The 19,714-nt window shown below is 70.8% G+C and carries 12 protein-coding genes and 2 pseudogenes; 6 read left to right on the plus strand and 8 right to left on the minus strand.

The window, feature by feature from the left end; all coding sequences use genetic code 11:
• Positions 1 to 5: 5 nt before the first annotated feature.
• Entirely contained in the window at positions 6 to 1,160 is a 1,155-nt protein-coding gene (locus QQM39_RS15445) for a cystathionine gamma-synthase (protein WP_301997287.1), read from the minus strand.
• Positions 1,161 to 2,333: 1,173 nt separating this feature from the next.
• Between QQM39_RS15445 and QQM39_RS15450 the strand changes: the two genes are divergently transcribed.
• Positions 2,334 to 3,452, plus strand: a complete 1,119-nt coding sequence (locus QQM39_RS15450) for a hypothetical protein (protein ID WP_301997288.1) — start codon at positions 2,334 to 2,336, stop codon at positions 3,450 to 3,452.
• Positions 3,453 to 3,854: 402 nt separating this feature from the next.
• A complete protein-coding gene (msrA, locus tag QQM39_RS15455) occupies positions 3,855 to 4,520 on the plus strand; it encodes a peptide-methionine (S)-S-oxide reductase MsrA (protein ID WP_301997289.1) in 666 nt (221 codons plus the stop codon).
• Between the two features lie 119 nt (positions 4,521 to 4,639).
• Here msrA and QQM39_RS15460 read toward each other — a convergent pair whose 3' ends face one another.
• Complete coding sequence (locus tag QQM39_RS15460) at positions 4,640 to 6,256, minus strand: phospholipase D-like domain-containing protein (RefSeq protein ID WP_301997290.1); 1,617 nt, start codon at positions 6,254 to 6,256, stop codon at positions 4,640 to 4,642.
• Positions 6,257 to 6,660: 404 nt separating this feature from the next.
• Between QQM39_RS15460 and QQM39_RS15465 the strand changes: the two genes are divergently transcribed.
• Entirely contained in the window at positions 6,661 to 7,959 is a 1,299-nt protein-coding gene (locus tag QQM39_RS15465) for a phosphatase PAP2 family protein (RefSeq protein ID WP_302003592.1), read from the plus strand.
• 74 nt (positions 7,960 to 8,033) lie between these two features.
• On the opposite strand, the gene QQM39_RS15470 is transcribed toward QQM39_RS15465, so the two are convergent.
• Positions 8,034 to 9,002, minus strand: a complete 969-nt coding sequence (locus tag QQM39_RS15470) for a helix-turn-helix domain-containing protein (protein WP_301997291.1) — start codon at positions 9,000 to 9,002, stop codon at positions 8,034 to 8,036.
• A gap of 185 nt (positions 9,003 to 9,187) precedes the next feature.
• Here QQM39_RS15470 and QQM39_RS15475 point away from each other — a divergent pair, with 185 nt between their 5' ends.
• Entirely contained in the window at positions 9,188 to 10,231 is a 1,044-nt protein-coding gene (locus QQM39_RS15475) for an NAD(P)-dependent alcohol dehydrogenase (protein WP_301997292.1), read from the plus strand.
• A 54-nt stretch (positions 10,232 to 10,285) separates the two neighbouring features.
• Here QQM39_RS15475 and QQM39_RS15480 read toward each other — a convergent pair.
• Positions 10,286 to 11,161 (minus strand): annotated as a pseudogene (locus QQM39_RS15480) (FecCD family ABC transporter permease); the annotation flags it as partial.
• Between the two features lie 215 nt (positions 11,162 to 11,376).
• On the opposite strand from QQM39_RS15480, the gene QQM39_RS15485 reads away from it, so the two are divergent.
• Positions 11,377 to 11,760 carry a VOC family protein gene (locus tag QQM39_RS15485; RefSeq protein WP_301997293.1) on the plus strand — a complete coding sequence of 128 codons (384 nt, stop codon included), beginning with the start codon at positions 11,377 to 11,379 and terminating at the stop codon, positions 11,758 to 11,760.
• Here QQM39_RS15485 and QQM39_RS15490 read toward each other — a convergent pair.
• Complete coding sequence (locus QQM39_RS15490) at positions 11,742 to 13,577, minus strand: tetratricopeptide repeat protein (RefSeq protein ID WP_301997294.1); 1,836 nt, start codon at positions 13,575 to 13,577, stop codon at positions 11,742 to 11,744. The genes QQM39_RS15485 and QQM39_RS15490 overlap by 19 nt on opposite strands.
• Positions 13,578 to 13,673: 96 nt before the next feature.
• Here QQM39_RS15490 and QQM39_RS15495 point away from each other — a divergent pair.
• A pseudogene (locus QQM39_RS15495) lies at positions 13,674 to 13,760 on the plus strand (TetR family transcriptional regulator); the annotation flags it as partial.
• Positions 13,761 to 13,867: 107 nt separating this feature from the next.
• Here QQM39_RS15495 and QQM39_RS15500 read toward each other — a convergent pair.
• The 3 genes from QQM39_RS15500 to QQM39_RS15510 all read right to left on the minus strand — a co-directional run bounded on the left by QQM39_RS15500 (position 13,868) and on the right by QQM39_RS15510 (position 18,925).
• Positions 13,868 to 14,638: a group II truncated hemoglobin gene (locus QQM39_RS15500; protein WP_301997295.1), complete on the minus strand. Its 771-nt coding sequence runs from the start codon at positions 14,636 to 14,638 to the stop codon at positions 13,868 to 13,870.
• An 83-nt stretch (positions 14,639 to 14,721) separates the two neighbouring features.
• Positions 14,722 to 18,045 carry a S8 family serine peptidase gene (locus QQM39_RS15505; protein WP_301997296.1) on the minus strand — a complete coding sequence of 1,108 codons (3,324 nt, stop codon included), beginning with the start codon at positions 18,043 to 18,045 and terminating at the stop codon, positions 14,722 to 14,724.
• 196 nt (positions 18,046 to 18,241) lie between these two features.
• Positions 18,242 to 18,925: an ABC transporter ATP-binding protein gene (locus tag QQM39_RS15510; RefSeq protein ID WP_301997297.1), complete on the minus strand. Its 684-nt coding sequence runs from the start codon at positions 18,923 to 18,925 to the stop codon at positions 18,242 to 18,244.
• Between the last annotated feature and the right edge of the window lie 789 nt (positions 18,926 to 19,714).

The raw sequence follows: 19,714 nt of genomic DNA on the forward strand, positions 1-19,714 counted from the left end.
CCCGCCTAGCCGAGCGCCTGCTGGAGGTCTTCCAGGAGATCGTCGACGTTCTCGATGCCCACGGAGAGGCGGACGAGGTCGGCCGGTACCTCCAGGGCCGAGCCGGCCGCGGAGGCGTGCGTCATGCGTCCCGGGTGCTCGATGAGGGACTCCACACCGCCCAGGGACTCGCCGAGCGTGAACACCTTGGCCCGGTTGCAGACCTCGACGGCCGCCTCCTCACCGCCGGCGACCTGGAAGGAGACCATGCCACCGAACGCCCGCATCTGCTTGGCGGCGACCTCGTGACCGGGGTGCTCGGGCAGCCCCGGGTACAGAACGCGCGTCACGCGCGCGTGCCGGCTGAGCATGTCGGCGATCTTGGTGGCGTTCTCGCTGTGCCGGTCCATGCGCACCGACAGCGTCTTGGTGCCCCGCAGCACCAGCCAGGAGTCGAAGGGCCCGGCGACCGCGCCCATCGCGTTCTGGTGGAAGGCCAGTTCGTCGCCCAGGTCCGAGTCGCTGACGATCAGCGCGCCCCCGACGACGTCCGAGTGGCCGCCCATGTACTTGGTCAGGGAGTGCACCACGACATCCGCGCCCAACGACAGCGGCTGCTGCAGATACGGCGTGGCGAAGGTGTTGTCGACGACGAGCCTCGCGCCCGCGTCGCGGGCGATCTGGGCGACGGCGGCGATGTCGGTGATGCCGAGCAGCGGGTTGGAGGGTGTCTCCACCCACACGACCTTGGTCTTCGGGGTGATGGCGGCCCGTACGGCGGACGGGTCGCTGGTGTCGGCGACCGACCACTCCACGCCCCACCGGGCGACGACCTTCGCGAAGAGGCGGAACGTGCCGCCGTACGCGTCGTTGGGGATGACCACGTGGTCGCCGGGGCTGAGCAGCGTACGCAACAGGCAGTCCTCGGCCGCCAGTCCGGAAGCGAACGCGAGCCCCCGGCGCCCGCCCTCCAAGGCGGCGAGGTTCTCCTCCAGGGCCGTCCTGGTCGGGTTGGCGCTACGGCTGTACTCGTAGCCGCCACGCAGGCCGCCCACGCCGTCCTGCTTGTAGGTCGAGACCTGGTAGATCGGCGGGACGACGGCGCCGGTCAGGGGATCGGCGGTGTTGCCCGCGTGGATCGCCAGGGTCTCGAAGTGCTGACTGATGTGCCTGTCACTCATGGGCACCGAGCGTAATGCGCGAACGGGGCGGATGCCGGACGGCGTGGTTTCCGGGCAGACACCCAGGACCGGAAACCGACACCGACTGCCGGGTGCCCGGCGTCGAGACTGGGCGGGGGTGGGTCGCGAAACCCGGCGCGGGGTGACTCCGTCGGCCGGGCCGAGTCAGGGGCACAGCCCGCTTACTGGGGCACCCGGCGTCCGGGCTGGGCGCGGGCAGGTCGCGCGGCCCGGCGCTGACGGGGCGCCGCCCCTCTGTGGGTCGGGAGCCGCCCCAGCGGCACGACTGCCCACGGATTGGGCGGGACGGCCCGCGGCTGGGGCGGGACGGCCCGCGGCTGGGGCGTGGGACGGGCCTCCGGCCAGGGCGGGACGGCCTCCGGCTGAGGCGTGGGACGGGCCTCCGGCTAGGACGGAACGACCCGCGGCTAGGAGGGGACGGCCCGCGGCTAAGGCGCGCGACGGCCCCCCGGCCAGGGCGGGACGGCCTCCGGCTGAGGCGTGGGACGGGCCTCCGGCTAGGACGGAACGACCCGCGGCTAGGAGGGGACGGCCCGCGGCTAAGGCGCGCGACGGCCCCCCGGCCAGGGCGGGACGGCCTCCGGCTGAGGCGTGGGACGGGCCTCCGGCTAGGACGGGACAGCCCGCGGCTAGGAGGGGACGGCCCGCGGCTAAGGCGCGCGACGGCCCCCCGGCCAGGCCGGGACGGCCTCCGGCTGAGGCGTGGGACGGGCCTCCGGCTAGGACGGAACAGCCCGCGGCTAGGAGGGGACGGCCCGCAGCTAAGGCGCGCGACGGCCCCCCGGCCGGGGCGGGACGGCCCGCGGCTGGGGCGCGCGACGGCCCCCCGGCCGGGGCGGGACGGCTCCCGGCTGCGGCGCGCGACGGCCCCCCGGCCAGGGCGGGACGGCCCGCACCCGCGTACGGCGGCAAGGGGACGTGCCGGGGGGGTGTCCGCCCGCAGAGTCGGGCGTCAAGACACGGCACCTCTAGCCCAACGCCCACCGCCCGACCGAGGACGGACACCCCCCGGCACGGCCCCGACCCACCCACCGAACCGCAGGCGCTACCCGCACCCCCACCCGACAGCAACAGGCCGCCGCAGGCACCCCCGCCCAACCGCCGGAGGCAACACGTTGGCCAATTGTCAGTGGCGTCTGGAACGCTGGAGGCATGGAGATTCTCTGGGTCCTGATCGCGCTCGTCATGATCGGCTTTGTGCTGGTGCCGTTCATGAGGCGCCGCCGGGGCATGATCGAGCAGGTCCCGCCGGGCCACCCCGACGCCGCGGACCCGGCGAACTACGGCTTCGTACGGCAGGAGGAGCTGGACGTCCGCATGCCCGGCCCCGACCAGGACCTGCTGGACGTCCTGGACCTGGTGCAGCGCACCCAGGACTACCGCGCGGCCGCGCAGCTGCTGGCCGGCACGGAGGCGGAGGGCGAGGTCCGCTGGCAGCGGGTGCAGGCCTTCGCCGGCGCCGCGTCCCTGGAGCTCCAGCAGCGTCCGGGCGGGGTCAGCGAGTCGCCGGGCGGCCAGTGGCTGCGGGTGTGGCGGGCCGAGCAGCCCAAGGACGCGGGCGGGGCGGCCGTACACGCGGAGTTCCTGGTGCAGCAGGCGTGGCGCACGGCGACGCCGGGCACGGACGAGTTCCGGATCATCATGGAGGAGGCGAAGTCGGCATGCGGCGACGCGGCGCTGCTCGCCCCCGGTGACCCGATCCCGTACATCATCGAGCTGTCGGTCGCGCGCGGACTCGCCTACTCCCAGCCGGAGTTCGAGCAGCTCTGGCTGAAGATCCTGGACCGCGCCCCGGCCCACATGGGCGCGCACCTGGCCGCCCTGCACTACTGGTGCGAGAAGTGGCACGGCTCGCGCAAGCTGGCGTACGACTTCGCGGAGGCGGCCGCGGCCCGCGCCCCCCAGGGCTCCCTCCTCGCCGCCATGCCGCTCTTCGCGGTCTTCGAGCATCTGCCCGAGGTGAACCTGGTCAGCGGCTTCTACCAGAGCGAGGTCGTGACGAAGGCGATCCACGGCGCGCTGTACACGGTGCACGCGGCCCGCCCCGACGACCCGATGCTGGCGCACGTACGCCATCTGCTGGTCTTCTTCCTGGTCCGCGGCGAACGCTGGGCGGAGGCGATGAACGAGCTGATAGCGGTCGACGGCCACGTGGGCGCGCTCCCCTGGACCCTCTCCCCCGACCCCGCCGCGGAGTTCGCGGTCTACCGCGCGCTCGCGGTGGCGGGCTACGAGGCGAACGGCGGCAGCCCGGCGACACTGCCGCACTGAGCGCACACGGGTCGTGCGGCGGGCCCGACATCGCCGTGCTGACCCGCGCGCGGCGGGCGGGTTCGGGTCGGGCGCGGCAGGCTTGCGCCACCTGCCCGCCTACCTCAGCCGGTATTACGGCCGGGCCTGGTGTTCGGATCGAGGGCGAACTTGTAGCCCTGCACCACACAGCCGGGCCGCGGCCGGAACTTCCCGCTCACTCGGCAGCCTCACTCCCCGCTTCGAAGATTCCCCACCGCACCGAATGACAGCGTGCGGCTGCCGGCTGAGGGCGTGGCCTCCGGCTGACTGGGCAGGCCTGAGTCTGTCCGGCTGGAATTCGGGGCGGCAGGAAATCGTTGAGACAGTGCCGCCCGGGAGAGATCCCCGGAGAGATGGCGAGAGGACGAAGGAGACCCCGACATGTTGTTCGGCCGTACGCCCACCCTGCCCACCCCCGAGCAGGCGCTGCAGGGGCGCCCCGAGCCGGCCTTCACGGTCCCCGCCCGTCACACGGTCCTCGGCAACCCGCTGCTCGGCCCCTACCCCGAGGGTCTTGAGATCGCCGACTTCGGTCTGGGGTGCTTCTGGGGCGCCGAGCGCAAGTTCTGGCAGCTTCCGGCGGGCGTGTGGACGACTCTGGTCGGCTATCAGGGCGGCCACACCGAGAACCCCACCTACGAAGAGGTCTGCTCGGGTCTGACCGGCCACACCGAGGTCGTACGCGTGGTCTTCGACCCGAGCGTGATCTCGTACGAACGCCTCCTGAAGACCTTCTGGGAGTCCCACGACCCCACCCAGGGCTTCCGCCAGGGCAACGACGTCGGCACCCAGTACCGCTCCGCGATCTACCCGCACACCCCGGAACAGTCGAAGACGGCCGAGGCCTCCCGCGAGTCGTACCAGAAGGTCCTGACGGGCTCCGGCTACGGCACGATCACGACGGAGATCCTTCCGGCGGAGGGTCGGACGTTCTATCCGGCGGAGGGGTATCACCAGCAGTACTTGGACAAGAACCCGGCGGGCTACTGCGGGATCGGCGGGACCGGCGTGTCCTGCCCGATCGGCGTTGCCCCCGCAGAGAGCTGAGCACTGCGACACAACCGGACACAACCGGACACAGCCGCGCACCGCCTCCGCGGCAGCCTGAATCAGGAGGAACGCGACGCCGCCCTGATGATGCGCGACTGGCCAGGACGGCTCGATCGTCAGTACTCGTTGCGGCGGCGCAGCCTGAAGGGGCGGCCGTCCGGGTCGACGAGAAGGCGATGCAGAGGCGGGCAGAGTGCCTTGGCCGTGCGCGAAAGGCCGGGCGGGCGATAGGCGCGTAGGCGCCCGGGTGGCCTGGGGCCGCGGCGGCCGTTGTCGTGCCAGGAGTCCAGTGCGGCAGCGCTCGCCTCGAAGGCGTCGAAGGCGCTCAGGGGATCGCAGAGCGGGTCGGGCGCGTACGGGGTCCGGGGTGCTTCCAGGTCCAGGTGCTCGCGCGCGAGTTCCAGGCGCAGATTCCTGGCGAAGGTGCGCGCGCCGTCTCCGAGACCGCCGGGGTCGCGCGGCTCGCGTGGGTCCGTGCTCTCGTCGAGGAGGGCACAGGTGAGTTCGGAGTCGTGGGTCCAGGAGCGGAGGTTGATGTTGTCGGATCCGACCGAGGCCCACACGTCGTCGATCACGCACGCCTTGGCGTGCACGTACACCGGTGTCCCGGCGTGGTTCTCCAGCCCGTACACCGCGACGCGCCCACCACCGGCGCGGCGCAGCCTGTCCAGGGCTGTGATCCGGCCGATCAGATTCATCGGCAGTGTGAGTCGGCCGTCCTGCTCGGGAACGGTGGGGATGACCGCGATCAGGCGCAGGCCGGAGTTGGCGATCAGCGCCTCGGCGAAGCATTCCACCACGTGCGGCGACCACAGGTACTGGTCCTCCAGGTAGATCAGTGCGCGGGCCCGGCGCAGCGCCTTGCGGTAGCCGCGGGCGATACTGCGCTCGCCGTCGGGGGCGAAGTCGTAGCCGCGCAGCAGCCGGTTGGGATAGGTGCGCAGGACCTGGAGGGTGTGTGTACCGCAGGGCGAGGGGTCGGGTGACTGCGGCGGCAGTGGGTCCGCATGTGTGTCCTCGGCGTGAGCGAGCTCCCGCAGGCGCACGAGCGGGCTGCGACTGAGCGGCGCCGGGTCGTCCCAGCGTTCGCGGAAGCCTGCCTCGATGTCACCGACGGCCGGTCCGCGTATCGCGAGCTGGATGTCGTGCCACGGTGGGTGCGGTCCGTACGCGGCGGCGATGGGCAGTGACTGCGGGTCGCCAAGGTGAGTCGCGTCGTCGTGGCGGTTGTGGCACAGGTCGATGCCGCCGACGAACGCGATGTCGAGCTCGGGGCGGTCGCAGTGCCGGAGCACGACGCTCTTCTGGTGGTGCGAACCGCCGGGGCGCACCCTCATATCGAGCAGGCACTCGCCGCCCGCCGCTTCGATCTCCTCACCGAGGTGGCGGTTCTCGGCCTCACTGAACTGGAATCGGTCCAGGTGGGAGCGCCAGACCAGCCCTTTGACGATCACACCCCGCTCGGCCGCCTCGCACAGGACGGTGCCGATTTCGCTGCCGGGCCCATCGAGGCGCTCGTCGGGGTCTCCCCGCCAGTCGGTGAACAGGAGCAGGTCTCCGGCGCGCTGCGCTCGGATCGCGCGGAGGAGTTCCGGGAAGTACGTCGCGCCGTGGATGAGGGGCCGCACCAGGTTTCCGTACGACCACGCGGCTCGATCCGATCGGCGGCTGTCCAGACGCGTGGCGCTGTTGCCGCGTTCGCCCGAGGCCAGCAGCCAATCGGTGAGTTCCACAGCCCAGGCCCTCCAGACAACACACAGGTACCCAGTTCGCGTCCCCTCATCCTGGAGCCTCGGGAGCCGAACCTGGCCGAGGAGCCGCGGCATCTCGAACGGAATCGCGGGCCGATCGAGGACGGCACGGGATTTCCCCGTTGGAACCTCGCGACTTCGACGGACCTCTTCATGTTCGAACCAAGGCACCGAACTATTGACAGTAAACCGATAGCATGATCGAACTTATGACGATCACACCCATCGCCCACCCATGACCAAAAAGCCATGCCATTCGGCATGAAAACCCATCCATTCAGCCAATACCTAACAAATCGACCAAACAATTGATACCTATATCACCACGGGCATTTTCCCGAATAAGACGCAGAATTACTCTCGCCTCGCGGCCTCGGCCACAGGCGATTCTGTGGGCCACCGCAGCCGCGGCGGCACTCGGATTCCTCATCGCGCTGGAGGTCACCGCGCGCCGATACGGCCTGCCGGGGCCGATCGCCAGCCAGGCGCGAGAGGTGATATTCGCCCCTAAATCGGGGTTTCTGTTGTACGCCAGTATGGCGTTGATGATGGTGGTGCTCACCTGGCGGCAACGGTTCATCGCGATGGCCGCCGCGATCGGCATCGATCTCGCCCTCGTGCTGGTGCGCTGGGTGTTCGACATCAGGACGACCGACGGGCACCCCTTCGGCAACGGCGCGCTGTGGGTGATCCTGGGCTGTGCGGTCATCGCCGTCACACACCGCACCGGCCAGGAACGTCTCCTACTGCTGAAGGGCGTCGGGCTGGGCCTGCTGCTGGTGGCCGGCCGCAAGACGGGCGACACCTGGCTGCTCATCACGTCGAAGACCCGCCCGGCAGTGCTCGACCCGTACCTGGCCACCGCCGATCACGCGCTGGGCGACCCGTCGTGGCTGGTGGGCCGGGCGGTCAGGGCCACCGGTCCGGTCGGCGCCCATGTTCTCGACTTCGTCTACGTCCAGCTGGCGGTGGCCGCGGTCGTCATCGCGCTGTACCAGCTGCGCAACGTGGCGGCCGAGCGCCGCTTCCCGAGCCATCACCTGGTGCGCACGTTCCTGCTGATCGGCCTCCTCGGGCCGGGCATCTACATGATCTTCCCGGTGGTCGGACCGATCTTCGCCTACGGCACCGGCGCCTTCGGTACCGGCGGCGGTCACTGGGCGCTGGCCAACCTGTGGCCGGACGTGCCGCCACCGCTCACCACTCCGCACGCGATGCCGTACGACCAGATCACCCCTCGCAATTGCATGCCCAGCCTGCACACCGCCTGGGCCACGGCGATCTTCATCCATTCCCGCAAGGGTCCGAGAATTCTGCGTTTCGCGGGCACGTTCTGGCTGATAGCCACGCTCGGCGCGACGCTGGGATTCGGCTACCACTACGGCGTGGATCTCATTGCCGGTGTGGTGTTCGTGTTCACGGTCGAGGCAGCTCTGCGTTCGTACGATCGCGGTTGGGATCGGCCAGGAATCCAGCTGGTCGCTTACGGCGTGATGGTCTTCGCCGCGCTCTTGGTGTCGTATCGCTATCTGTCGGTGGAAATGGCCACGCATCCGCGGGTGTTCGGGCCACTTCTTGTTCTGGCCATGGTTTCCGTGATCTACGGCTACGTGCGGACCACCAAACTGTGGGAACCGAAGGCCGCAGCAGTGCCGCAACCGGAACCTCAACCCGAACTGGTGTGAATCGCGCGCCCTCCCCCCGTCGCCCGCCCGCGAGCGCCCGCTTTTCGGGGCGGGGTCGGGGACCCGGCCGCCCGTCACACCGACGGCGCCGACGTCCCCGTACCCGACGTACCGGACGTACCCGCCACCCCCGCCTTCGTCGCGTCGGCGCCCCAGCTCGCCAGCAGGCGCAACGCCTCCGCCGACGGCGACCCCGGCTCCGCGTGGCACGTGATCAGGCTCTGTTCCGTGCCGTCGGACAGGCGGAACGACTCGAAGTTCAGGGTCAGCCCGCCCACCAGCGGATGCCGGAGGTGCTTGACGCCGTAGCTCTTCTCCTTGACGTCATGAGTGGCCCACAGCCGGCGGAACTCCTCGCTCTTGACAGAGAGTTCGCCGACCAGGGCGGACAGGAGCGGGTCGTCCGAGTGGCAGCCCGCGTCCATGCGGAGGTAGCTGACCATGTCGTACGCCTTCTGGTCCCACTCCACGAACAGGTCGCGGTACTCGGGCCGCAGGAACACCAGCCGGGCCCAGTTCCGCTCCTGCGCCGGCAGCTCCGACCAGTCGCCGAAGACCGCCGCCGCCATCCGGTTCCAGGCGAGGATGTCCGAGCGCCGGCCCGAGATGTACGCGGGCACGCCGTCGATCGACTCCAGCAGCTGCCGCAGCGCCGGCCGCACCTGCTCCGTGCGCGCGACCTGCTTCTTCTTGTGCTGCTTGGGCTTGGCGAGGTGGGTGAGGTGCGCGTGCTCGGCGTCGCTCAGCCGCAGCGCTCGCGCGATCGCGTCGAGGACCTCCGCCGAGACGTTCCGCCCGTTGCCCTGCTCCAGGCGTGTGTAGTACGCCACGGACACCCCGGCCAGCTGGGCCAGCTCCTCGCGCCGCAGCCCCGGCACCCTGCGGTGCCGCCCGAAGTCCGGCAGCCCGACGTCCTCCGGCTTCAGCCGGGCACGCCGGGTGCGCAGAAACTCGCTGATCTCGGCGCGCCGGTCCAGGCCGGCACCGAGGCCGGTACCGGGGCCGGCGGCGGGTCCCGCCGTGGATTCGGGCTTATCGTCCATGCCTCAAGTATTCCCGGTCGTACGCACACGATCCTGTCCCCGCCAGTGGTAGGACCGGCGGACGTACGTACAACGGAGGGCTGGGTGACTCCGGCGCGTTCCCGCAGGCTGGGTGCCGTGCCCGGACGAACAAGCAGCACGTCAGAAGGCAGCCGGGCGCGAACCCCCTCTAGGAGAACCCCGGCATGACCACCGTTGCCGCATACGCAGCACCCGCCGCCAAGGCTCCGCTGGAGCGCACCACCATCGAGCGCCGCGAGGTCGGCGAGTTCGACGTCCTGATCGACATCAAGTTCGCCGGTATCTGCCACTCCGACATCCACCAGGCCCGCGAGGGCTGGGGCGAGGCCCTCTTCCCGATGGTCCCCGGCCACGAGATCGCGGGCATCGTCTCCGAGGTCGGCTCCGGGGTCACCAAGTACCGGGTCGGCGACCGCGTGGGCGTCGGCTGCCTGGTCGACTCCTGCCGTGAGTGCGAGAACTGCAAGGCCGGTGTGGAGCAGCACTGCCTGAACGGGAGCATCGGCCCCACGTACAACGCGATCGGCCGGGACGGCACGCCCAACTACGGCGGCTACTCGCAGAAGGTCGTCGTCGACGAGAACTACGTCGTCCGCATCCCCGACGGCCTGTCCCTCGACGTCGCCGCCCCGCTGCTGTGCGCCGGCATCACCCTGTACTCCCCGCTGAAGCACTGGGGCGCCGGCCCCGGCAAGAAGGTCGCGATCGTCGGTCTGGGCGGCCTCGGCCACATGGGCGTCAAGATCGCGCACGCGCTCGGCGCGGAGGTCACCGTCCTGTCGCAGTCGCTGCGCAAGAGGGACGACGGCCTGAAGCTGGGCGCCGACCACTACTACGCCACCAGCGACCCGAAGACGTTCGAGGAGCTCGCCGGCTCCTTCGACCTGATCATCTCCACGGTGTCGGCGCCGCTGGACTTCGGCGCCTACCTCAGCCTGATCAAGACGGGCGGCGCCCTGGTGAACGTCGGCGCCCCGGAGGAGCCCGTCGCCCTGAACCTGTTCTCGCTCATCGGCGGCAACAAGACCCTCGCCGGTTCGATGATCGGCGGCATCGCCGAGACCCAGGAGATGCTGGACTTCTGCGCCGAGCACGGCCTCGGCGCCGAGATCGAGCTGATCGACGCGGACCAGATCAACGAGGCGTACGAGCGGGTGCTGAACAGCGATGTGCGGTACCGGTTCGTGATCGACACGGCGACGATCTGACGCCCACGCCGATCCCCTGACCGAGGGCCCCGGAGCCGCACTGCTCCGGGGCCTTCAGCGTGTCGCCGTACGACGCCCCAGCAGCCACAGCGGATACGGCCCGCCGACCAGCGCGGTGAGCGCGCCGACCGGGATCTCCAGCGGGGGCAGCAGGGTACGGGCGGCCAGATCGGCGGCGACCAGGACGACCGCGCCCGTCAACGCGGCGTTGAGGAGCGGGAGTTGTGGCGTACGGGTGAGGCGCCGGGCGAGCTGCGGCGCGGTCAGCGCCACGAACCCGATCGGCCCCGCGGCGCCGGTCGCCGTGGCGGCGAGGTCGACGCCGAGCACGGTGAGGCCGAGCCGCGTCCGGTCGACCCGTACGCCGAGTCCGGCCGCGGTCTCGGGATCGAGCCCGAGCGGCCGCAGCGCGCGGCTCGCCCACACCAGAGCGGGCAGGGAAAGGGCCAGTACGGCAGCCAGGGGCCCCGCCTGCACCCAGCCCCGCCCGTTGAGGCTCCCGGTCAGCCACAGCTTGACCTGCTCGGCGGCTTCCAGCTCGCTGTCGGTGAGGTAGAGCTGCACCACGGCGGAGAGCGCGACACCGATACCGACGCCGGTGAGCACGAAACGGCTCGGCTGCATGCCGTGCCGCCAGGCCAGCACGTAGACGAGGGCGGCCGCGACGAGTCCGCCGAGGACGGATACGACGGGCAGGGCACCCGGCGAGCTCACCGCACCGGTCGAGAGCGCGAGCACGGTCGCCGCGGCCCCCCGCACCAACCGCACCCGATGCCCCAGCGCCCGAGCCGTCTCGTCCCCCAGCGCCAACGCGTCCAGCCCCCGTGCGCAGGCCGGCACCAGCACCGCCCCGCCGACCAGGAACGGCAGCATCCGTACGACCGTTCCCGCGTCCCGTCCGCTCAGCGCGCCCACCTGCCAGAACCGGAACTGGTCGAGCGTGGCGGAAGCTGGAGGTCAGGACGACGGTCGTGGCCCCGGCCGTCATCGCCGACAGCGCGGTCCCCGCCAGCGCCAGCTTACGAGAGGCGGAGCACCGCAGGAGTAGAGGCACCCCCGCCCTACGACCGATGTGCCGTGCGGCCGCCCTGGCTAGCGTGAAACCAGGAGCCCGTCCGAACCGTGCACACGAGGAGGCAGCCCCGATGACCGTCCGGCTCGACCACACCATCGTCGCCGCGCACGACAAGAAGGCGTCGGCCCAGTTCCTCGCCGACCTCCTGGGCCTGGAGGTGAGCCCGCAGTACGGTCCGTTCATCCCGGTCGAGATCCCCAACGGTGTGACCCTGGACTACCTGGACTCGCCCGGCAGCATCACGCCGCAGCACTACGCGTTCCTGGTGTCGGAGGACGACTTCGACACGATCTTCGGCCGGATACGCGAGTCCGGACTGACGCACTGGGCCGACCCTCACCACCGCCGCCCCGGCGAGATCAACCACAACGACGGCGGCCGCGGCACCTACTTCGAAGACCCGAACGGCCACCACCTGGAGATCCTGACCAGGCCCTACGGCAGCGGAGGCTGACGCTGTCGCAGGGCCGCGACGGCCGACTCCAGGTTTCCGCGGCCGGCGCGGGTGTCGGGGTGGTCGGCGCCCAGGGTGCGCTCCCGGACGGCCAGGGACTCGCGGTGGAGTTCCACGGCCTGGCGGTAGTCCCCGAGTTCCAGCAGTACACCGGCCAGGTGGTCGCGGCTGCGGAGGGTGTCGGGATGCTCGGGCCCCAACAGGCGGTTGTCGATGGTGAGTTGGATCTGGCACAGGGCGAGCCGCTCGGCGCTCAGACCGGCCTCCTTGAGCACCTCCCCGAGGTCTTCCACGGTACGGCGGGCGTCGCGCATCGGCAGCGGAGGGTCCTGACCGCCCAGCAGGAGCGGGGCGTGGGGGGCGAGGACACGGGCCATCGCCCACCCGGGTCTGCCGGTCGCGCGTACGTCGGCCACGGCTTGCGTGATGGACTGCGCGACGGCCGAGTGCCAGCGCACGGGATCGGCCGCCTCCTCGGCCAGCGCGATGAGGTTGATCTGCCGGACCAGCGGATCCAGGGTGATCGTCCGGGCGCCGTTGTGCGGGGCCAGGGCGTCCGGCACGCCGAGGAGTCCGTACCGGTTCAGGCCCGCGAGCACGGCGTCCAGGGCGCCCTGGTCGACCGGTTGCCGTACGGCCGTCCGCAGCAGGTCCGTCGTGATGAGCGACAGGGGTATCGGCGCCTCGCCGAAGAGGGCCAGCAGCCGCAGCAGCGGGCGGGCCAGGGTGTATCCCTCGCTGCCCAGCTGGTCGAGTGAGAGTTCCCACGTGTGGCGGACCGTCCGGCGTGCCACCTCCGGGTCGGCCGCGTTGGGGTCGGCCGACCCCAGCAGGGACCGCATGTCCTCCAGCAGGGCGCTGCGGTAGGCCATGAACGTCTGGAAGCGGCTGGTGGGTTTGGCGAGGTAGGCGCTGGTCGAGCGCAGGGCCAGCGGCAGGCCGCCGAGCCGGGCGGCCAGGGCCTCGGCCTCGCGCAGGGTCCCCGCTCCGGGCGCGGTGTCCAGCAGAACCTGCGCGGCCGCGCGCACGGTCAGCGGCCCGAGGCGTACGACCTCGGCACACGGCCCCCAGGTGTCCGTACTGGTGTCCCGGCTCGTGACGAGCAGGAGGCCGCCGCCCTCGGGACGGATCCAGCCGCGATAGTCGCGCACCTTCTCCGTACCCGGGCCGATCCTGGCGGTCTCGTCGGCGTCGTCGATGACCAGCAGCCATTTGCGCGCCACGACCAGCTGCCGCCACACGACGTCCGGCAGGTTCTCGTGACCGGCGTTGGCCCGCTCCAGCGCGCTCACCGGCAGACCGCAGGCGAGCGCGACCTGGGTGAGGTGCTTGGCCAGGTCGGCCTGGTCGCGCCAGTGGACCCAGAAGACGGTGTAACCGGCGCTCCTCGCCTCCGCGCACAGGGTCGCCGCCACCGTGGTCTTGCCGATGCCGCCCACGCCGCTGAGCACCGCGAACCGGTCCGCCGGGGCCCGTAACAGCTGTGCGAGGTGCGTCAGTTCCGGCTCACGTCCGCGCACGAGGGCCGGCACGACATGCGGCGCGCGCAGGGAGCTCAGTCCGGCGGTGGTCGCCGCCGCCACGTGGGTCAGGGGACCGGACGGCGCCGCCTCCCCGTCGAGATACCTGCTCAACAGCCCCAGGGCGACCGCCGAGAGCGCGAGCGAGGCGAAGATCGACCAGGCGACCCAGGGGTTGCGCACCCAGCCGGGCACGGACTCGCTGGCGTAGTTGGTCACCGGCCCCAGCAGGACCGTGACCATGGCCAAGGCCCCGGCCGCCGCTGCACCCAGCCTCGCCCGGCGTCTGTGTCGCACGCTCTCCCCCTGCCGGCATGCCGGTCCACTGCCAGCATGATGGCGGAGCGGAACGGTGGTTCGCAGCCGACCAGGGCAACTTGCCGCGCCCCCGGCATGACCCCCGAGCAGCGGCGCTCGATGATCCTCGCCGCTGCCCTGCCCCTCGTCGCCGAGCACGGCGCCGCCGTCACCACTGCTCGAAAACAACGGCCACGTCGACCACCCCCTCTGCGCCCGACGGCTCTACTTCACCCACGAGGCGGGGAACCCGTACGAGGTCATGTCGCCCCGGTGACCGGGCAGAGCCGTCATCCCCGATACGGCGGCGCGGCCCCCCAGTTCCACCTCGGCACCGGCTGCTCCGCCGGCGGCACCGCGTCCGGCCCCGAGAAGTGCACCGCCAGCCTCGTCCCCCACTCCACGTACGCCAGGAACGCCGAACGGAACTCCGCGTCCGTCGGCAGGCCCGCCTCGTCGGCCGCGTCCTGGACGAGGTCGACCCAACGGCGGCGCTGGGGCTCGGTGATCCCCCGGCCCATGTGCCCCGCGACCATGTGGCCGTGGCCGCCCTGGGTCTCGGAGTAGGCGGGCGGGCCGCCGAAGACCTCGCCGAGCCAGAGGGCCACATGTTCCGCGTGGGCCGGGTCCAGGCCCGCGAACAGCGGGGCCAGCAGGTCGTCCTTGCGGACCTTGTCGTAGAAGACGGACGTCAGGCGGGCGAAGGCCTCGGCGCCGCCCGCCCAGGCGTACAGCGTCGGCACGGACGCGCCCGTGCCGCGGACCGTCGTCGGCTTGTAGTGGCGCATCTCCTCGATGTACGGGAGGTACGGGCGGATCTCGGCGAGGAAGTCGGGGAAGAGCTCCGACTCGCGAAAGCCCTCCAGGTGGTCCTGCGTCGAGGTCCAGGTGATGCGCAGGACGTAGTGCTCGAAGTCCTCCTCGCAGCGGGCGAGTTCGTAGTCGACGCAGTGCGGGGACGCGGCCAGCTGGGCCGCGGCGAGGGTGTAGGCGGCCAGGAACTCTGCCGATTTCTGCTCGGGAATGCGGTACCGGATGTATTCCACCGTGTGAGCCGTCATGACCTCAACGAAACACGAACCGCCCGCCGGAAGCTGTACTTCCGGCGGGCGGTTCGCTCATGGCTCACATGGCTGCCACCGCATCACTTGCCGTAATACGCGTTGTAGATCGAGATCGTCGACTTGTTGCCCTTCTTGTCGGCGATCTTGGCGTGGAAGGAAATGGCCTTCCCCTTCGCCGGGTTCTTCACGGTGATCTTGCCGTTCTTGACCTCGAGCTTCTTCCAGGTCTGCCCGTAGTCGTACGACACGTAGACGTGCAGCGACTTGAGGTTGCTGCCCGCGGCCGAGCCCACGACGGTGACCGGGAACGTCACCTTCTTGTCGGCGTCGACCCGGCTGTCCAGGCCCGTCTTGGCGTTGAAGCGGACCGTGGAGGCCGGCAGCTTGGCCTGGTCGCCGGACGGCTTCTTGGAGCGGAAGGTCCAGCTCGCGTCGATCCGCGTGGAGGCGGCCGCGACCTTGGCGCTCCGCTTGACCGAGGTCGTCAGCTTGTACTCGGCCTCCGCGGCCGGAACCGTGAACGCCTTCCCGCCGAACAGCGGGTCGTCGTTGGTGCCGACCTTGGTGCCGTTGCGGTACAGGCTCGTGGTCACCGCGGTGAAGTCCGACGAGCCGGCGTGCTTGTTGGCGTCGGCGAACAGCGGCAGGAACCCGTAGATGTCGTTGCCGTCACGGAACAGCCCGTAGTCCGCGTTGATGTGCGGGCCGAAGACCGCCGTGTTGAAGGTCTTCGAGTAGCTCTGGCCCGCCTTGAAGGTCTGTGCGGCGCCCAGTGTGTAGAAGGCGTCGCTGACCGGGAAGCCGTCCGCGTCCTTGCCCGCGTACTGCGCGAAGTCGAACGTCCACTGGATCTTGTCGGACGTCGACAGGTACACCGTCCGCGAGCCGGGCAGCTTCTGCTCGACCGGCGTGCCGATCGCGACGTCGTCGGGGAAGAGGCCCACGGGGACCAGTGCGCCGGTCTTGCCGGGGGCCGCGGCACCCAGGTTGTTCTTCACCTTGGCGAGCTCGCCCGCCTTGAAGTGGCGGACCTTCTTGCCCTGGATCTTCTTGACCTTGGCGGTGGTGGCGACGTCGTACTCGGTGGCGGCACCCTTGGTCCACTGGCCGTTCCAGGTCTGGCTCAGACCGCTCGCGATCTCCGGGCCCAGGTGTGCCATGCGCAGGTCGGCGAAGGAGCCGAGGCCGACGGCGATGCCGATGCCCGCCGGCTCGTAGTAGTAGCCGGTGCTCGCGAGCACCTGCTTGGCCTGCGCGTCCGGCACGGTGATGTCGGCGGACCTGGTCGCGCGGCCGTCGATCGTCACGGAGGTGTTCTTGGTGACGGTCAGCTTCGGCTGGACCACCCAGTCGAGGCCGCCCTCCAGGTTCACCCAGTCCTTGGCGATCCAGGCGTCCAGCAGATACGTGCCCTTGGGCAGCCGCATCTTGGTCGTGCCGGACTCGGCAAGCGGCACCTGGTAGGACCGGTCGGTCGCCAGACCCGAGTAGCCGAGCAGGACGGTGTTGTAGTCGGGGGCCGGCTTGCCGTCCTTGTCGAGGTGCTTGACGGTGACGTCGTACGACTCCATCTCACGCTGCACCGCGGCGGCCGTACGGACGCTCTGCCCGCCGCCCGTCGCCGTCACATACGCGGAGTAGGCGCCGTCGAGCGTGCCGCCCAGCTTGGTGTTGACGGTCAGGTCGACGGAGGCCTTGCCGCCCGCCGGGACCGTCACCTTCGTCGCACCGAGCGTGAAGAAGCCCGCGGGGGCCGCCTGGCCCTTGGGGTCGGTGGCGGTCGCGGACAGGGTGAGGGTGACGTCCTGCGTACCGAGGTTGCGGTACGTCAGCGCCTCGGTGACCGGCTTGTCGTCGGTGTGCGGCCACTGCTGCACACCGAAGCTCACCGACACCGGGTCGGCGATCACGGTCTGCTTGATGGCCTTGTCGACCTGGATACGGCCCGAACCCTGCTCGAACGGCGTGTACTTGCCGCCCTTGGTGGAACCGGTCAGCGCGCCCTTCAGCTCGGCGTACGTCCAGTCCGGGTGCTGCTGCTTGAGGATCGCCGCGGCGCCCGCGACATGCGGGGTCGCCATCGACGTACCGGAGATCGTCAGGTAGCCGGCCGGGTTCTCGCCGACCTCCTGCTCGATGAGGCTGCCCTTGGCGGACGCCGCCGTGATGTCCACGCCGGGCGCGGTGACGTCCGGCTTGACGGCGCCGTCGCCGAGCCGCGGGCCGGTGCTGGAGAACTCGGCGAGCTTGTCCTTGTCGTCGACGGCGCCGACGGTGAGCGCGGCGTCCGCGCTGCCCGGCGAATTGACCGACTCCGGGCCGGAGTTGCCCGCCGCGATCGCGAAGAGGATGCCCTTCTCGGCGGACAGCTTGTTGACCGCCGCCTCCAGCGGGTCGACCGCCGGGGTGTCGCCGCCGCCCAGGCTCATGTTGACGACCTGGGCGCCCTGCTCGGCGGCCCACTCCATGCCGGCGAGGATGCCGGAGTCGTCGCCGAAGCCCTGGTCGTCGAGGACCTTGCCGTTGAGGACGTCGGCGCCTGGTGCGACGCCCTTGAACTTGCCGCCGGACTTCGCGCCGGTGCCGGCCGCGATGGACGCGACGTGCGTGCCGTGGCCGACCTTGTCCTCCGCGGTGGCGGACGGCGTGAAGTTCTTGGCCGCGATCACCTGGTCCTTGAGGTCCGGGTGGGTCGCGTCGACGCCGGTGTCCAGTACGGCGATCTTGACGCCCTTGCCGTCGTAGCCGGCCTCCCACGCCTTGGGGGCGCCGATCTGCGGCACGGACTTGTCGAGGCTGGCCTCGCGGACGCCGTCGAGCCAGATGTGCGCGATGCCGGAGGCGGCCTTGTCGCCGTTGGTGAGCGCGTCCCACAGTTCGGGCGCGTCCTGGTGCGGGGTCTGGACCGCGTCCGCGTTGAGGGACTTCAGGGTCCGGCGGAGCTTGCCCGCGTCACGGACGTCCGCCTTGGTGCCGGCGGCGGCGCCCTTGTAGCCGACGATGACCTTCAGGCCCTTGGCCTGGGAGGTGCGGGTCGCGGACTTGTTGAGCTCGGTGACGTCGAACAGCCGCTGGTCGAGCTTGCCGGCGGCGACCAACTGGGCCGCGTCGGCCGGGGTGACGAGCGTGTGCCCGTCGGTCTTGCGTATCTGTACCGGTATGTGCTCGCGCCCCTTCGCCCGCTCCAGGCCGACCACGCGGCCCTTGGAGTCGACGGAGACCCGGTCACCCGTGATCAGGGTGATGCGGTGGGGGGCCGTGAGCGAGGCAGCGGCGCGGTCCTTGGCGCCGGACGAGCGCTGCTCCGGTTCTGCCGACGCCGGGCTGGTCATGCCCGCGGCGAGGGCGACGGCGGCCGCCGTGGCGACAGAGGCCGCGCATGTTCTTCTGACTTTTCTGCGCAAGTTTCCCCCTTGCAGAAGGTCCGGGCGAATTCTCTGTTCACCCGGCCGGAGGAGATCCCGCGCATGCGCGCTTCGCCCCCCGGAATACGCAGTATGCCGAGGGGCGATCAGGCACCTCAATAGATGAGAGGAAGGTAAGAAGCACGCCCTGCCGACTGTTACGTGCCAGCCCGAACTCCGTTACAGAGTTGTCGTGTTACGCCCCCGCGTTCTCCTTGACAATGATCTGTCCCTTGCGGATGGTCGCCACTCGCGGGGCCTTTTTCGCGATCGCCGAGTCGTGGGTGACCATGGTGAAGGTCAACCCGAGTTCCTTCCACATGCGTTCGAGTACGTCCATGATCTCGTCGCGCATCGACTCGTCGAGATTGCCGGTGGGTTCGTCGGCCAGCAGCACCTTCGGCTCCTTGACCAGCGCGCGGGCGATGGCGACGCGCTGCTGCTGACCGCCGGACATCTCGCTCGGCAGATGCCCGAGACGCTCTCCGAGCCCGACCGACTTCAGTGCCTCGGCGGCCCGTTCGCGCCGCTCCTTCGTCTTGATGCCGAGGGGGACGAGGGCGGTCTCGACGTTCTCCTGTGCGGTGAGGGTGGGGATGAGGTTGAAGGACTGGAACACGAAGCCGATGTTCTCGCTGCGGATCTCTGTCAGCCGGGTCTCGGAGAGCTTGGCCAAGTCGGTGCCGTCGAGGACGACTTCACCTGCGGTGGGCCGGTCCAGGCCGCCGAGCATCTGAAGGAGGGTGGACTTGCCGCCGCCGGTGGGGCCCTGGATGACGAGCCGGTCGCCGTCGGCGATGGTGAGGTCGACTCCGTCGAGGGCGTCGACGGTTTCCTTGCCTCGGGTGTAGCGCTTGGTGACGTTTCTGAGTTCGTACATGGTGGGTGGCTCCTGGGGGGTCGGTTCGGGTGGGGTGGGGTGAGGTTCGGGGGTGGTGCGGATCGTTTCTTGGCTGCGGGTGCGTGGGGGCTGGTCGCGCAGTTCCCCGCGCCCCTTGGGTGGGTGCAGTCCCGCCGGCTGCAATGGACCGCTGCTCGACTCGTCGCAACGCGGAGCCGCCGCAGCCTGCACAGCGACCGGCCGCCAGGTCCTGCGTAGCCGTCGGCACCGCAGCCCCGCATAGCCACCAGCCGCCGCAGCGCCTGCGCAGCCGCCAGCCGCCGTGGCCTGCACAGCCACCAGCCGCCGCAACCTGCCCAGCCACCGGCACCGCAACCTGCGCCGCCACCGGCCCGCCCACAGCCTGCACAGCCACCAGCGCCATTGCCTGCACAGCCACCAGCCGCCGCAACCTGCCCAGCCACCGGCACCGCAACCTGCGCCGCCACCGGCCCGCCCACAGCCTGCACAGCCACCAGCGCCATTGCCTGCCCAGCCACCAGCCGCCGCAACCTGCCCAGCCGCCGGCACCGCAACCTGCGCCGCCGCCGGCCCGCCCACAGCCTGCATAGCCACCAGCGCCATTGCCTGCCCAGCCACCGGCCACGGCAGCCCCTGCGCAGCCACCAGCCGCCGCAACCTGCCCAGCCACCGGCACCGCAACCTGCGCCGCCACCGGCCCGCCCACAGCCTGCACAGCCACCAGCGCCATTGCCTGCCCAGCCACCGGCCACGGCAGCCCCTGCGCAGCCACCAGCCGCCGCAACCTGCCCAGCTTGCGGGCAGTCG

It is taken from the genome of Streptomyces sp. DT2A-34 (assembly GCF_030499515.1).
Lineage (GTDB): Bacteria > Actinomycetota > Actinomycetes > Streptomycetales > Streptomycetaceae > Streptomyces.

Coding starts and splice junctions, on each gene's coding strand:
- QQM39_RS15450 (WP_301997288.1), top strand. CDS start 2,334: ATGGAGATTCTCTGGGTCCTGATCGCGCTCGTCATGATCGGCTTTGTG.
- QQM39_RS15510 (WP_301997297.1), bottom strand. CDS start 18,925: ATGTACGAACTCAGAAACGTCACCAAGCGCTACACCCGAGGCAAGGAA.
- QQM39_RS15470 (WP_301997291.1), bottom strand. CDS start 9,002: ATGGACGATAAGCCCGAATCCACGGCGGGACCCGCCGCCGGCCCCGGT.
- QQM39_RS15485 (WP_301997293.1), top strand. CDS start 11,377: ATGACCGTCCGGCTCGACCACACCATCGTCGCCGCGCACGACAAGAAG.
- QQM39_RS15445 (WP_301997287.1), bottom strand. CDS start 1,160: ATGAGTGACAGGCACATCAGTCAGCACTTCGAGACCCTGGCGATCCAC.
- QQM39_RS15475 (WP_301997292.1), top strand. CDS start 9,188: ATGACCACCGTTGCCGCATACGCAGCACCCGCCGCCAAGGCTCCGCTG.
- msrA (WP_301997289.1), top strand. CDS start 3,855: ATGTTGTTCGGCCGTACGCCCACCCTGCCCACCCCCGAGCAGGCGCTG.
- QQM39_RS15500 (WP_301997295.1), bottom strand. CDS start 14,638: ATGACGGCTCACACGGTGGAATACATCCGGTACCGCATTCCCGAGCAG.